The sequence below is a fragment of the Streptomyces sp. enrichment culture genome (assembly GCF_964273145.1).
Taxonomy (GTDB): domain Bacteria; phylum Actinomycetota; class Actinomycetes; order Streptomycetales; family Streptomycetaceae; genus Streptomyces.
Genome location: NZ_OZ186873.1, coordinates 3,448,797 through 3,463,339 on the forward strand (window position 1 = coordinate 3,448,797; position 14,543 = coordinate 3,463,339).

Annotated in this window: 12 protein-coding genes; 9 read left to right on the top strand and 3 right to left on the bottom strand. The window is 74.7% G+C overall.

From position 1 onward, the window contains the following. Positions 1-195: 195 nt before the first annotated feature. From ACSU6Z_RS15590 to ACSU6Z_RS15605, 4 genes are all read left to right on the top strand, one after another. Positions 196-1,473: an aspartate kinase gene (locus tag ACSU6Z_RS15590; RefSeq protein ID WP_437046204.1), complete on the top strand. Its 1,278-nt coding sequence runs from the start codon at positions 196-198 to the stop codon at positions 1,471-1,473. Beyond that, positions 1,473-2,567: an aspartate-semialdehyde dehydrogenase gene (locus tag ACSU6Z_RS15595; RefSeq protein WP_437046206.1), complete on the top strand. Its 1,095-nt coding sequence runs from the start codon at positions 1,473-1,475 to the stop codon at positions 2,565-2,567. Before ACSU6Z_RS15590 ends, ACSU6Z_RS15595 begins: the two co-directional genes overlap by 1 nt. A gap of 541 nt (positions 2,568-3,108) precedes the next feature. Next, positions 3,109-3,684: a SigE family RNA polymerase sigma factor gene (locus ACSU6Z_RS15600; RefSeq protein WP_437050329.1), complete on the top strand. Its 576-nt coding sequence runs from the start codon at positions 3,109-3,111 to the stop codon at positions 3,682-3,684. A gap of 125 nt (positions 3,685-3,809) precedes the next feature. Next, positions 3,810-4,910 (top strand): hypothetical protein, encoded by a 1,101-nt coding sequence (locus ACSU6Z_RS15605; protein ID WP_437046208.1) that lies wholly within the window; start codon positions 3,810-3,812, stop codon positions 4,908-4,910. 25 nt (positions 4,911-4,935) lie between these two features. Here ACSU6Z_RS15605 and ACSU6Z_RS15610 read toward each other — a convergent pair whose 3' ends face one another. Next, positions 4,936-5,811, bottom strand: coding sequence for an SURF1 family protein (locus tag ACSU6Z_RS15610; protein ID WP_437046210.1), 876 nt, complete (start codon positions 5,809-5,811; stop codon positions 4,936-4,938). Positions 5,812-5,988: 177 nt separating this feature from the next. Between ACSU6Z_RS15610 and ACSU6Z_RS15615 the strand changes: the two genes are divergently transcribed. Beyond that, positions 5,989-7,827 (top strand): prolyl oligopeptidase family serine peptidase, encoded by a 1,839-nt coding sequence (locus tag ACSU6Z_RS15615; protein ID WP_437046212.1) that lies wholly within the window; start codon positions 5,989-5,991, stop codon positions 7,825-7,827. A gap of 126 nt (positions 7,828-7,953) precedes the next feature. On the opposite strand, the gene ACSU6Z_RS15620 is transcribed toward ACSU6Z_RS15615, so the two are convergent. After that, complete coding sequence (locus ACSU6Z_RS15620; RefSeq protein ID WP_437050331.1) at positions 7,954-9,849, bottom strand: potassium channel family protein; 1,896 nt, start codon at positions 9,847-9,849, stop codon at positions 7,954-7,956. Positions 9,850-10,106: 257 nt separating this feature from the next. Here ACSU6Z_RS15620 and ACSU6Z_RS15625 point away from each other — a divergent pair, with 257 nt between their 5' ends. The 4 genes from ACSU6Z_RS15625 to ACSU6Z_RS15640 all read left to right on the top strand — a co-directional run bounded on the left by ACSU6Z_RS15625 (position 10,107) and on the right by ACSU6Z_RS15640 (position 14,139). Further along, positions 10,107-10,274 carry a hypothetical protein gene (locus tag ACSU6Z_RS15625; protein WP_437046214.1) on the top strand — a complete coding sequence of 56 codons (168 nt, stop codon included), beginning with the start codon at positions 10,107-10,109 and terminating at the stop codon, positions 10,272-10,274. A gap of 479 nt (positions 10,275-10,753) precedes the next feature. Then, the gene (locus ACSU6Z_RS15630) at positions 10,754-11,263 is read left to right on the top strand and encodes a hypothetical protein (protein ID WP_437046215.1); all 510 of its coding nucleotides are present in this window, start codon (positions 10,754-10,756) and stop codon (positions 11,261-11,263) included. 131 nt (positions 11,264-11,394) lie between these two features. Continuing rightward, complete coding sequence (locus tag ACSU6Z_RS15635; protein ID WP_437046217.1) at positions 11,395-12,939, top strand: SPFH domain-containing protein; 1,545 nt, start codon at positions 11,395-11,397, stop codon at positions 12,937-12,939. 138 nt (positions 12,940-13,077) lie between these two features. Continuing rightward, the gene (locus tag ACSU6Z_RS15640) at positions 13,078-14,139 is read left to right on the top strand and encodes a PucR family transcriptional regulator (RefSeq protein WP_437046218.1); all 1,062 of its coding nucleotides are present in this window, start codon (positions 13,078-13,080) and stop codon (positions 14,137-14,139) included. A gap of 4 nt (positions 14,140-14,143) precedes the next feature. On the opposite strand, the gene ACSU6Z_RS15645 is transcribed toward ACSU6Z_RS15640, so the two are convergent. Beyond that, a complete protein-coding gene (locus ACSU6Z_RS15645; protein ID WP_437046220.1) occupies positions 14,144-14,434 on the bottom strand; it encodes a zinc-ribbon domain-containing protein in 291 nt (96 codons plus the stop codon). Between the last annotated feature and the right edge of the window lie 109 nt (positions 14,435-14,543).

A 14,543-nucleotide genomic window follows, 5' to 3' on the forward strand; every position in this document is an offset into this window, starting at 1 on the left:
CCGAGCGCCCGTGCGGGTGTGACGCGGGGCACTTTCCGAGTGACCGGCGCCCCCCGGGGCATGTACCTGCCTGGACGGGCGCCGAAATCTCACCATGCGGTATCAGGGAGGGGATTTTCGGACGCTCGATAGACTGAACCGGCCGCTGTACATCTACGTACGGGCGGAAAGAGACGGATTGAGCGAGGAGCGCACGTGGGCCTTGTCGTGCAGAAGTACGGAGGCTCCTCCGTAGCCGATGCCGAAGGCATCAAGCGCGTCGCCAAGCGGATCGTGGAAGCCAAGCAGAACGGCCACCAGGTGGTCGCCGTGGTTTCCGCGATGGGCGACACGACGGACGAGCTGATCGATCTCGCCGAGCAGGTTTCCCCCATTCCTGCCGGGCGCGAGCTCGACATGCTGCTGACCGCCGGGGAGCGGATCTCCATGGCCCTCCTGGCGATGGCGATCAAAAACCTGGGCCACGAGGCCCAGTCCTTCACCGGCAGCCAGGCAGGTGTCATCACCGACTCGGTCCACAACAAAGCCCGGATCATCGACGTCACGCCGGGCCGGATCCGCGAATCGCTGGACGAGGGCAACATCGCCATCGTCGCCGGTTTCCAGGGCGTCAGCCAGGACACCAAGGACATCACCACGCTGGGGCGCGGTGGCTCCGACACCACGGCCGTCGCGCTCGCCGCGGCGCTGGACGCCGAGGTGTGCGAGATCTACACCGACGTCGACGGTGTGTTCACCGCCGACCCGCGTGTGGTGAAGAAGGCCCGGAAGATCGACTGGATCTCGTTCGAGGACATGCTCGAACTGGCCGCCTCCGGGTCCAAGGTGCTGCTCCACCGCTGTGTGGAGTACGCCCGCCGGTACAACATCCCGATCCACGTCCGGTCCAGCTTCAGCGGGCTGCAGGGCACCTGGGTCAGCAGCGAGCCGATCAACCAAGGGGACAAGCAGGTGGAGCAGGCCATCATCTCCGGTGTCGCGCACGACACCTCCGAGGCCAAGGTCACGGTCGTCGGCGTGCCGGACAAGCCGGGCGAGGCCGCCGCGATCTTCCGCACGATCGCCGACGCCGAGATCAACATCGACATGGTCGTGCAGAACGTGTCCGCCGCCTCCACCGGCCTGACGGACATCTCCTTCACGCTGCCCAAGACCGAGGGCCGCAAGGCCATCGACGCCCTGGAGCGGAACAAGAGCACCATCGGCTTCGACTCGCTGCGCTACGACGACCAGATCGGCAAGATCTCGCTGGTCGGCGCGGGGATGAAGACCAACCCGGGGGTCACCGCCGACTTCTTCACCGCTCTGTCCGACGCGGGCGTGAACATCGAGCTGATCTCCACCTCCGAGATCCGCATCTCGGTCGTCACCCGCAAGGACGACGTCCCCGAGGCCGTCCGCGCCGTGCACACCGCCTTCGGGCTCGACTCCGACAGCGACGAGGCCGTCGTCTACGGAGGCACCGGCCGCTGATGGCCGGGATCGAACGTCCCGGGCGGCCGGACCGCCCGGGACGGTCCGGGCGGCCGACGCTCGCCGTCGTGGGAGCGACCGGCGTGGTCGGCACCGTCATGCTCCGGATCCTGTCCCAGCACGCGGACGTCTGGGGCGAGATCCGCCTGATCGCCTCCCCGCGCTCGGCCGGCCGCAAGCTGGCCGTGCGCGGCGAGGAGACCGAGGTCGTCGCGCTCACCGAGGAGGCCCTCGACGGCGTCGACGTCGCCGTGTTCGACGTACCCGACGAGGTCGCCGCGGAGTGGGCGCCGGTCGCCGCCGCCAAGGGCGCGGTGGTGGTCGACGGCTCCGGCGCGTTCCGGATGGACCCGGACGTGCCGCTCGTCGTGCCCGAGGTGAACCCGCACGCGGTGCGCATCCGCCCGCGCGGGATCGTCGCCAGCCCCCACTGCACGACGCTGTCCATGATCGTCGCACTGGGCGCGCTGCACGCCGAGTTCGGGTTGTGCGAGCTGGTGGTCTCCTCCTACCAGGCGGTCAGCGGGGCCGGGCGCGCGGGTGTGGACACCCTGCGCCGCCAGCTCTCCCTGGTGGCCGGTACGGAGCTGGGGACCGGCCCCGGCGACCTGCGGCGGGCCGTCGGCGACGACACCGGTCCGTTCCCCGAGCCGGTCGCGCTGAACGTCGTGCCCTGGGCCGGGTCGCCGCGTGAGGACGGCTGGTCGTCGGAGGAGATGAACGTGCGGGACGAGTCCCGCAAGATCCTCGGGCTGCCGCGGCTCCCGGTGGCGGTGACCTGCGTACGGGTGCCGGTGATCACCACGCACGCGATGTCCGTGCACGCCCGGTTCGAGGGCGAGGTCACCGTCGGCAGGGCCCGGGAGATCCTGGCCACCGCCCCCGGGGTGGTGCTGTTCGACGATCCGGAGGCCGGGGAGTTCCCCACCCCCGCCGACGCGGTCGGCACCGATCCCACCTGGGTCGGCCGGGTGCGGCGGGCGCTCGACGACCCGACGGCGCTCGAACTCTTCGTGTGCGGCGACAACCTGCGCAAGGGTGCCGCGCTGAACACCACGCAGATCGCGGAGCTGGTGGCGGCCGAGCACGTCTGAGGCCGCATACCGGAAAGACCCCTGGCCGCGACGGAAAACATTTGTAGGATCTGTGGACCGCACATGGGCCGGGAGCTTCGGCCCACGTGTACCGGGCCCCTGTGGCGCCGGAAGGCTTCCTCCCCGCTCCCCGCAACCGCGCGGGGAGCGGGGCGCGTCTTTGCGGTCGTCTTCCGGGGCGTGGGAGCGCTTCATTTCAGGCGTGGGGACGCCGAGGAGCGGGCGTGGGGACGCCCGTTCGCATGGGACATAGGGGAAGAGCGGGACGCATGAGGGCATTTGACGCGCCGTCGGTTGTGCTGCCTGACGCGAGAACGCGGCCGGCCGCGGTGGGGCGCGCCGGGACCGGCGCGGACGCGGCGCCCGGTACGTACAACCCTCATGGGGGGACGCGTGTCCAACTGGCGTGGCAGAGGTACTCGACTTCACCCCCGGCCTCTTCGAGCAGGGGGTGCCCCCGGCGTCGCGCGGCACGGCCCTTCGGCCGCTCCGCCGGCCCGTCCGGCCCGCCCGCTCAGGCGGAGCCGGCGCGTCCGGTGGCATGCCGGTGATCGCGCCCATGCCCGCAGCGCGGTCCGCCCGCATACCGAATCAGCGCGAGGGCGCCGAGGAGGCCGTGGCGGCGGGCACCACCGTCGACCACCTCACCGAGACCTACCGCACCCACTACCGGTCGCTGCTCGGTCTCGCCGCGCTCCTCCTCGACGACACCGCCTCCTGCGAGGACGTCGTCCAGGAAGCCTTCATCCGCGTCCACTCCGCCCGCAGACGCGTCCGCGACCCCGACAAGACGCTGGCCTACCTCCGCCAGACCGTCGTCAACCTCTCCCGCTCCGCGCTGCGCCGCCGCATCCTCGGCCTGAAGCTGCTGCCGAAACCCATGCCCGACATGGCCAGCGCCGAGGAGGGCGCCTACGACCAGCTGGAACGCGACTCCCTCATACGGGCCATGAAGGGCCTTCAGCGCCGCCAGCGCGAAGTCCTGGTCCTGCGGTACTTCGCGGACATGACCGAGGCTCAGGTCGCCGAGACGCTCGGCATCTCGCTGGGATCGGTGAAGGCGTACGGCTCACGCGGGATCGCGGCGCTGCGGCTGGCCATGGAGGCGCCGGCATGAGCGAGGGTCACGAAGCGCGGCACGACGCCCGTGACCGGCACCGACCCGAGGAAACGTTCGGGCCGCCCGGGCCGACCGCATCGCACGGGCAAGAGCCGAAGCAACCGCACGCTGGGAACGGAACTGTGAATCACGGCCCCGACCAACAGGGCCCCGACTCCGCGGGGCCCGACGGGCCCGCGTCCGGCGGGCCCGACGAGCCCGCGTCCGGCGGGCCCGTCACCGACGAGCTGGCACTGCGGAGGTTGCTGCACCAGGCGGTGCGGGACGTGGAGCCACGCGAGGGGACGCTGGAGTACCTGCGCCGGGCGGTGCCCGCCCGGCGGGCCCGCAAGCGGCAGGCCGTGATCGGCATGGCCGCCGCCGCCCTCTTCGCCGGCACCGCGATCCCGGCCCTGGTGCACGTGACCGGCTCCACCGGGGACGGCGCCAACCCGTCCGTGGCCGGCCACGCCTCGCGGACGCAGGGCGGCACCGGTGAGGGCAAGGAACCGGACGGCGGGCGGAGCGCCAGCGGCGGCTCCTCCCCGCGGGCCGAGCACGAGAGGACGGCCGGCCCCCGGGAGGGGGACGAGACCGAGAGGCCCGGCTCCGGCACCGAGGGGACGACCGGCGGCGCCGCCCCCTCGGCCAGCGCCGGCACCGGTACGCCCCCGTGCGCGGCGGGCCAGCTCGGCTCGGCCACCGCGAGCAGCGGCGCCCCCGACTCCACCGGCGCGGTCTACGGTTCCTTCCGGGTCACCAACGTCTCCTCCGCGGGCTGTACCGTCGACGGCCCCGGCAGCGTCGGCGTGGTGCCGCAGGGCGCCGCGGACCCGGCCAGGATCGGCACGGCCCGGCACGTCGCCGGGGACGCCGCGGCCGGTCTGCCCGACCCGTCGCTGGAGGTCGCGCGGCTCGCGCTCGCGCCGGGCGCCTCCTTCGAGGTGCGGTTCGCCTGGGTGCCCTCGGAGACCTGCCCCACCCCCGGCGGCGACGCCGGGGGCGGCACCGGCGGCCCCTCGCCGGCCCCGACGCCCACCGCGGACGCGAGCGAGACCGCCGGCACGGCCGCCGGGGGCGGTGAGACCGGCGCCACGACCCAGCTGGTCACCGAGGACGGCACGGCCGGCGGGAGTGTCGCGGTGACCTACACCGACCAGACCGGCGCGGCCTCGGCGACGGCCACGGTGACCGGCGCCTGCGCGGGGACCGTGTACTGGACGGGCGTGCTGGCGGAATCCTGACCGGGGGCGGGACCGTCCCGGCCCGTCACACTCCGGACGGGCTGGGACGCTGCTCACGCTCCGGCTTCCCGGACCCCGGCTGTCCGTCCTCCGGCTGCCCGGGCCCCGGCTGTCCGTCCCCCGGCCCCCCGTCCCCGTGGTCCTCGGGCAGCAGTCCGAGCTCCGCGTCCCGGGCGAACTCCACCTCGCGGCGCAACAACCGGAACCACATGAAGATCACGAAACCCGCGAAGGCGAACCACTCGGCGGTGTAACCGAGATTCTGGAAGGCCTTCAGGTCCAGGCCGGTGCCCTGCGCCGCGCTCGCCGGCACGGCCGTCATGCCGGAGTCGCCCTCGTTGAGGGTGACCCAGGCGTCGTACACGTCGTACGGCACGAGGTTCACCAGCGCCGCCGCGCTGATCACGGCGGTCTGTCCGGCCGGCAGGCCGCCGCGGGCGCTGACGCCGTTGCTGCCGGGCGTCTCCGACGCCTGGAGCGCTCCGGTGACCGTGACCTCGCCGGGGGGCGGGGCGGGCGCCTTCGCCGGGTCGGGCTCGCCCGGCAGCCAGCCCCGCACGACGGGCAGCGCCCGGCCGGAACCGGTGCGCAGCAGCGTCAGGACGTAGTAACCGCGCCGGTCCTGCACCGTCCGGTCGGGGACCAGGAACTGCCGGTCGTAGCGGCCGGTCGCGGTGGTCTGCCTGCCGACGGTCGCCTTGTTCACCGGCACCAGCTCCGCGAGCGGGCGGGCGGCCTCGTGCCGGTTCGACGTGGCCCGCGCCTCGGCGGCGCGGTGGTCGTCCACCCGGTCCTCGAACCGGCCCAGCTGCCAGGACCCCATGAAGACGCAGAAGGGGATGGCGAGCAGCACGAAGACGTTGATCCCCCACCATCGGGGCGTCAGCAGAAACCGGTACACGCCCCCCACGGTACGGGGCCCGGCCGGGGAACCGGTCGAGGGGCCCGCCCTTTCCCCCGGACGCGTGCGGGTCCCCGGACGCGCGCGGGTCCCGGGCCGCGCCGGCGGGCGGCGGGGTTTTCCACAGGCTGGGGGACGGGTCGGCGCGCTGTCGGTGCGGCGCGGCAGTATGGGGCCATGACCGAGAGCAACGAATCCGTCTCACCGGATGAGCGCAAGCAGCAGGACCGGACGAGCCGGCGGGAGATGCCGGACTGGGAGAAGCGCTTCCGGGCGCCCCGGGTGTCGCTGCCCGACTGGGCGCAGGACGCCCCGGACCGCTCCCTGTTCGTGTCGAACGCGACGGGGACCTACGAGCTGTACGCGTGGGACCGGGCCACCGGCGAGCAGCGGCAGGTGACGAACCGGCCCAACGGCACGACGGACGGGGTGCTCTCGCCGGACGGCGCCTGGATCTGGTGGTTCGACGACAAGGACGGCGACGAGTTCGGCGTCTGGCGCCGCCAGCCGTTCGAGGGCGGCGAGGACGAACTGGCCGCACCGGGCCTGGACCCCTCCTACCCGGCCGGCCTCGCCCTCGGCCGGGACGGGCGCACGGCGGTGATCGGCCGCTCCACGGACGAGGACGGGACGACGATCCACCTCGTGCGCACCGGCGAGGCGCCGGTGGAGATCTACCGCCACCGCGAGTCGGCGGGCGTCGGCGACCTCTCCCACGACGGCTCGCTCATCGCCGTCGAGCACACCGAGCACGGTGACGCGATGCACTCCGCGCTGCGCGTGCTGCGCCCCGACGGCACGACGGTCGCCGAGCTCGACGACACCAAGGGCGGCAGCGAGGAGCTGGGCCTGGAGGTGCTGGGCTTCGCGCCGGTCGACGGCGACACCCGGCTGCTCGTCGGCCACCAGCGGCGCGGCCGGTGGGAGCCGATGGTGTGGGACGTGGCGACGGGGGAGGAGACCGACCTCGCGCTGGAGCTGCCCGGCGACGTGAGCGCCGAGTGGTACCCGGACGGCAGCGGCCTGCTGGTCGTGCACGGCTTCGAGGCCCGCAGCGAACTGTTCCGCTACGACCTCGCCACCCGCGAGCTGGTGGAGGTCCCCACCCCGGCGGGCTCGGTGTCGGGCGCGACCCCCCGCCCGGACGGCAGCGTGGAGTACCTGTGGTCCTCGGCCGCCGAGCCGCCCGCGGTCCGCTCCACCACGGGCCGGGTCGTGCTGGATCCGCCCGGTATGAAGTCCCCGCGCTCGGTGCCGGTGGAGGACGTGTGGGTGGAGGGACCCGGCGGACGGATCCACGCCCTCGTCCAGAAGCCGGCGGGCGCGAGCGGGCCGCTGCCGACCGTCTTCGACATCCACGGCGGTCCCACCTGGCACGACAGCGACTCCTTCGCCGCGGGCCCGGCGGCCTGGGTCGACCACGGGTACGCCGTGGTCCGGGTCAACTACCGCGGTTCCACCGGGTACGGCCGCGCCTGGACCGACGCCCTCAAGCACCGGGTCGGCCTGATCGAGCTGGAGGACATCGCGGCGGTGCGCGAGTGGGCGGTCACGTCCGGGCTGGCCGACCCCGGACGCCTGATCCTCACCGGCGGCTCCTGGGGCGGTTACCTCACCCTCCTCGGCCTCGGCGTCCAGCCGGACGACTGGGCGCTGGGCATCGCCGCGGTCCCCGTCGCCGACTACGTCACCGCGTACCACGACGAGATGGAGGGCCTGAAGGCCCTGGACCGCACCCTGCTCGGCGGCACCCCGGAGGAGGTCCCGGAGCGCTTCGAGGCGTCCTCACCGCTGACGTACGTCGACCGGGTCAAGGCCCCGGTGTACATCTCGGCCGGCGTCAACGACCCGCGCTGCCCCATCCGCCAGATCGAGAACTACGTCAAGCGCCTGGAGGCCAGGGGAGCGGTCCACGAGGTCTACCGCTACGACGCCGGGCACGGCTCCCTGGTGGTGGACGAGCGGATCAAGCAGGTCCGGCTGGAACTGGACTTCGCGGCGCGCCATCTGCCGTGACGGCACCGGGACGGCGGTCCCTCGGGCGGCGGGGCGGCCGGGACGGCGGGTCCTCGGGCGGCCGGAGCGGCGGGGCCCCTCGGGCGGCGGGGGCGGCGGGGCCCCTCGGGCGGCGGGGGCGGCCGGTCACGCCTCCGCCCGCTCCCGGCCCCTGCGGCCCAGCAGCTCCGCCAGCCCCCGCCGGGTCGCCGCCAGCACCACCCGGTCCCCGGGGCGCAGCACGTACGTGTCGGGGACGTCCCACACCAGCCCCGACGGCGGTACGTCCGTGCCGGGCTCCCCGGCGGGCCCCTCCCGGCGCCCGTCCGCGGCCGAGGTGTCCAGCGCCAGCACCCGCCAGGACCCCGGCCGGAAGGCCTCGCCGACGGTCCTGCCCTCCAGCTGGGGGTGGCCGCCGACCGTGACGGCGGCGAACAGCAGCACCCGCCGCTCCACCGGGATCGCGCCCAGGATCTGCCGGCCCATCATCGCCCCGGCGAACGCGGGCGCGGCCAGGTGGGACACGCTGCGGCTGCGGGTGAGCGCGCCGGGGTGCGCGGCGCGCAGGGTGCGGTACACGGCGGTCGCGAAGTCGTCGTCGTACAGCCGCAGCACCGCCCTCAGGTCGGGCCGCACCGACCGGGCGTACAGCACCGCCTCCAGGTTGGTGGTGTCCGCGCTGGTCAGGGCGAGCAGGGCGTGCGCGCGGTGGATCTTGGCGGACTCCAGGACGCCTTCCTGGGTGACGTCGCCGAGCACCACCGGCACCCGCAGCCGCCGCGCGGTCGCCAGCCCCCGCGCCTCCGGGTCGGCCTCGACGCACACCACGGGGATGTGCAGCTCGCGCAGCCGGGTCAGCACCCGCGTGCCGATCTTGCCGAGACCGAGCAGGATCACGTGCCCGCCCAGTCCGCGCGGCGGCTTGCGCAGCGCCGACGCGCTGCGGAAGGTGCCCAGCGCCTCCAGCACCGCCGCCAGCAGCACCGGCAGCAGCAGCAGTCCCACCAGCCCGGACAGCAGCTGGAGGACCTGGCGGCCGATGGACTGGCGCAGGGCCGGCTCGTTGATGGCGAACAGGTCCAGCAGCGTCACGTAGGTGGCGTGCAGCGGGTGGTCGCCGGTCACCACGGTCAGGGCGACGGCGAGCGCGACCACGCAGCCCACCAGCCCCGCCAGCGACCACCGCAGCCGCCGGGAGAACAGCGACCCGAGCGGCGGTACGCCGCCGCGCCCGGACGGCAGGGAGGGCCCGGAGTACGTCACCCGCTCCAGGACCACGGTCCCGCGCCCGGTGGCCGCCGCCACGGCCGCCGCGTCGGGCAGCAGCTGGGGCCCCTGGTCGCCGCTGCCCTCCGAGCCGTCGGCGCCGGCCGGGTCACCGGCCGTCTCCGACAGCAGGGCGAGCGTGCACAGCCCCGGGTCGGCGACCTCGCCGGGCCGCGGCGGCCGGCGCTCCACCGCGTGCAGCAGCAGCCCGTCCGCCTCGACGACCTTGCTGGTGCCGGCCAGCGCGGTGGCCGCCAGCGCCGGGGCGGCGGTGTCGGCGTCGGACAGGACGGTGGTGGAGGCGTCGAAGCCCGCCGGGTCCTGCCCGGCCCGTCCGGTCGCCAGCGCGGCGGCCTGGTCGAGGAGTTCCTCGATGTGCTGGCCCAGACGCCGGTTGTACAGGCGCAGGACGAGCCGGAGGCGGGGGTTGAGGCGGCGGGCGGTGAGGGCGGCACGGATGTTGGTCTCGTCGTCGTCGTAGACGAGCGCCAGCGCGGCGGCCCGGTCCGCACCCGCCTCCGCGAGCACCGCCTCGGTCGCCTCCGCGGCCTCCAGCACCCGCCCGCCGCCGGCGGGCTCGGCGCCGCCCGCGCGGGTGACGGCCGCGTTCACGACCCGGTCGAACAGTGCCGCCGAGACCGCGCGGGCCCGCCCGACCACCGGCTGGCGCACCTGGCGGCGGGAGGGCGGCACGACGAGGGTGACCTGCTCGCCGTACACGCCCCGCAGTTCGGCCGCGAGCCGGTGCGCGAGACCGTCGTCGCCGCACACCACCATGTGCGCCGACGGCGCGTCGCCCGGCACCCGCTGGTTCGGAACACTCCCCACGGGGCGGAGGACTGCCTCAGGTGGGCGAGTGGTTCCAGGGGGCGACCGGAGGCGGGTGCCGGCGGTCACCGGTGGCCGTGCCCGGCGTCACCGCTCCGCCGCCGGGATGCGGATCCGGGGCGGCGGAGGTGTGATGGAGCAGTGGCCCCCCGAGTGGGGGCGGCCACCACTTCCACAGGTCTTCCGGGACAGCCAGGGACAGCACCATGACCCAGCCCAGTGATTCTCTCGACCCGTGGGCCGACCGGCTGCGCACCCTCTCCCCCGACATCTCGCGGGAGGACGCCGACCGCTTCGTCCACGACCTGTACCAGCGCGCGCAGACGGACCGCGACCAGGAGCGTTCCGACGCCGACTACGAGCGCGAGGAGTGAGATCGTCCGCCGCTCCGGCACGTCGCCGGGCGTCCGGTCGGGGACGCCCGGAGCGGGCGGGGCGGCGGACTCCGTCACGGCCGGGCTCCGGGGGCCCCGGACGCGGAACCCCGGACCCCCGGAGCCCGGCCGGAGCGGGCGGGACGCGCCGGGCGGCGGTGGAGTCCCGGCCGTCTCCGGGCGCGTACGCGGTGTCCCGAGGTGTGGGCCGGCCACGGCGCGGCGGGCGTCGGACCGGTGGCGCGGCCGCCGGAGTTCCCCACCGGCGGGCGGGGCGCCCACGGCGACGGGCCGGTCGTCGCCCCCCCCCGGCGGGCCCGGCGGCTTTCCCGCTGACGGCCCGGATGCCGGCGGTGCGCTGGGGCGGCATCAAGAACGCGTAAAGATTGCCGGAACACGGCAATGACGGGGTTCGCCCCCGCGTGTGACGATCCCCGCAGGCCGAAGACCGGCGACGGGCGGGAACGGGGGTGGCACGCATGGCCTGGTTCCTGGGGCTGGGTATCACGGGGGTCGTGCTGCTCGCCCTGTCGCTGGTCTTCGACGGGGTGCTCGACGGTGCGCTGGACGGCGCGCTGGACGGCGCCCTCGAGGGGTGGCTGTCGCTGCCGGTCGTCGCCGGGTTCGTGGCGATGACCGGCTTCGGCGGCGCCATCGCCCTGGGGACCGGCGTCGCGGCTCCCGCGGGTGCCGCCGGTGCCGGCGCGCTCGCCGGAGCGGGCACGGCCTGGCTGACGTACCGCTTCGGCCGCGCCCTCACGCGGGACCGGAGCGCCGCCGCCCCGGCCGCCGCGGACCTGATCGGCGTCTCCGGCAAGGTGGTGACCCCGATCCCGGCCGACGGGTTCGGCGAGGTGCTGCTGCGGCTCGCCGGCCAGCCGGTCAAGTGCGCGGCGCGCAGTACCCGGCCGGTGGCGCGGGGCACCGAGGTGTGGGTGGAGGCGACGCCGAGCGCGACGTCGGTGGTGGTGCGGCCGGTCGAGCGCTGACCGCCGCCCCCGCCCGCTCGCGGGCCGGCTTCCCTCCCTCCGCCGTCGCATCCGTTTTCCGCGCCGTCTCTCCCCGCCGGCTTTCCGGGCCGGCTTTTCGTATCGGGTTCCTATGATTCGGGGGCATCGTCATGAGTCCTGTCGTGGTCGCGGTGGCGGGAGTCGTCGTACTCCTGGTGCTGATCGCGCTGGTGGTCGTCAGCCGCTACAAGGTGGCCGGGCCGAGCGAGGCGTTCATCGTCACGGGCCGGCGCGGCAAGAAGGCCACCGATCCGGAGACCGGCCGCGTCTTCACGGACAACAGCGGACAGAAGGTCGTGGTCGGCGGCGGCGTGTTCGTCGTGCCGTTCGTGCAGCAGAAGTTCACCCTCGACCTGTCCTCGCGGCACATCCCGGTCGCCGTGCGGGGCGCGGTCACGCTGCGCGGCGTGAAGGCCAACCTGGACGGGGTCGCCATCGTCAAGGTCGGCGGCACCGAGGACGCGATCCGGGCCGCCGCCCAGCGGTTCCTGATGCAGCAGGACGGCATCGTCGGCTTCACCCAGGAGGTGCTCTCCGGCGCGCTGCGGGCGATCGTGGGCCGGATGTCCGTGGAGGACGTCATCCGCGACCGGGCCGCGTTCGCCGGGCAGGTCGCCGAGGAGGCGGAGGCGAGCCTGTCCGGGCAGGGCCTGGTGCTGGACGCCTTCCAGATCCAGGACATCACCACCGAGGGCTCCTACCTGGAGGACCTCGGCCGGCCCGAGGCGGCCCGCGCCAAGCAGGACGCCGACATCGCCGAGGCCGAGGCGCGGCGGGCCGCCGAGCAGGCGCGGCTGAAGGCCGAGGAGGAGATCGCGGTCGCCCAGCGCACGCTCTACCTGCGGCAGGCCGAGATCAAGGCCGAGACCGACCAGGCCGCCGCCCGCGCCAACGCGGCCGGTCCGCTCGCGGAGGCGGCCCGGCAGCAGGAGATCCTCGCCGAGCAGGAGAAGGTCGCCGAGCGGCAGGCCGCCCTGAAGGACCGTCAGCTCGATACCGAGGTCCGCAAGCCCGCCGACGCGCAGCGCTACGCCGCCGAGCAGGAGGCCGAGGCCCGCCGGGTGGCCCGGGTGAAGCAGGCGGAGGCCGAGCGGCTGGCCGAGATCGCCGCCGCCCAGGCCGAGGCCGAGCGGGCCCGCCTGACCGGCGAGGGGGAGAAGCAGCGGCGCGGCGCGCTGGCCGAGGCGGAGGCCGTCGAGGGCCTGAAGCAGGGCGAGGCCGAGCGGTCCCGGCGCGCGGCGATCGCCGAGGCGGTACGGCTGGAGGGCGAGGCGGAGGCCGCGGCGATCGGCGCCAGGGGCGCGGCCGAGGCCGAGGCGATGGAGAAGAAGGCCGACGCCTTCGGCCGGTACGGTGACGCGGCCGTGCTCCAGATGCTCGTCGAGGTGCTGCCGCAGGTCGTGGCCAAGGCGGCGGAACCGCTCGCCGCGGTCGACAAGATGACGGTCATCTCCACCGACGGCGCCAGCCGCCTGTCGCGCACGGTCGCCGACAACGTGGCCCAGGGCATGGAACTGCTCACCTCCACCACGGGCGTGGACGTGGCGGAGCTGCTGAGGAGCGTCACCCGGCGGAACGCCCCGGCACCGGCGGACGGCCGGACGGACGACCGCGCGGCGGACCGGGCCGACGGCAAGATCGAGATCACCGGTTGACCGATGGGACCGGCTCCGCGCCCGGCGCCGCGTCCGGCGCGGGCCCCGCGACCGGCGCCGGTCCCGTCCGCCGCAAGTTCCCCATGCGTTAGAAAGACGTCGGAAAACGACGTCGTTCACATGACCGGGGGGACGCACATGACGGACCGGGACGGCACCGGGGAGTACCTGGAGGGATACGCGCGCATCCTCGCCGACGCCGCCGCGACCGGCCGCCGCCTCACCCGGGAGGAGCTCGACTCGCGCCGGCTGCTGGGGGAGCAGGCCGCCGAGGCCGGCCTCGGACTGCGCGCCCTGGTCGGCGCCCACCTGGCCGTGACGCGGACCGCCTGGCCGACGGCGCGCGGCGTGGGACCGGACACCGTGCTCGCGGCGGTCGCCCAGGCCGTCGACGCCTTCGCCGAGGGATACGAAAGGGCCCAGCGGCAGGCCGTACGCCAGGAGGAGGCGGCCCGGCGGGAGTTCGTCGACGACCTGCTGTACGGCCGCAGCGACCTGGGCCGGCTGGCCCAGCGCGCGGAGCGCTACGGCCTGCGGCTCTCCTCCGCGCACGCGGTGGCCGTCGCGCGCGGCACCGCCGCCTACGACGAGGGCGACCCCGTCCCTCGCACGGTGGAACGCGCCCTGATCAGCCGCTTCGGCGACCGCAGCGTCCTGCTCACCACCAAGGACGGACGCCTCGTCTGCATCGCCCCCGGCGACCAGGACGACGTCCTGACGTACTTCGCCAAGCAGGCGTACGCCGCCACCGACGGCACCCAGGTGGCGATCGGCCGCCCGCAGCCCGGCGCCGCGGGTGTCGTCCAGTCCTACGAGGAAGCCCTGAACACCCTCGACCTCGCCGAGCGCCTGGAACTCGACGACCCCGTGCTGCGCGCCGCCGACCTGCTCGTCTACCCCGTCCTCACCCGTGACCGGCAGGCCATGGCCGACCTGGTGGAGAACGCGCTGGGCCCCCTGCGCAAGGCCCGCGGCGGCCCGCAGCCGCTCCTGGACACCCTGACCGCCTACTTCGACTCGGGCTGTGTGGCGGCGGAGGCGGCCCGGCGGCTGTCGCTGAGCGTGCGCGCGTTTACCTACCGCCTGGCCCGCATACACAAGCTGACCGGCGCCGACCCGGCCGACCCCGTCCACCGCTACACCCTGCAGACGGCGGTGATCGGCGCCCGCCTGCTCGACTGGCCGGCGAAACCGCTCTGAGCGGTCAGGAGCCGTACGGCTGCTGCCGGGGCGACTGCCCGTGCGCCGGCCCGTCCGGCGCCTGCGCCTGCGCCCGCAACCGCTCCGCCTGCTCCCGGCCGACCTGCTGTTCCGCGCCGCAGAAGGTGCACTGCGTGGAGTACTTCGTGGAGAACGGGAACAGCGGGACGAAGAACAGCGTGAACTTGGTGACGCGCTTGCGGAGGGTGTGGGCGCAGGGGTTGCCGCAGCGACCGCACACCAGCGTCAGTATCGCGAGTTGGTACAGGTAACCCTTGGTGCCAAAGATGATCACGGTCGTGAGCCTTCCCGAGTCGGTACCTGTCTGCACAGTGCCAGCGGGAGGGACCGGCCGCAAAGACGGACCGGCCGGGGTGCGGGCCGCGAGGACGGGCCGGCCGGGG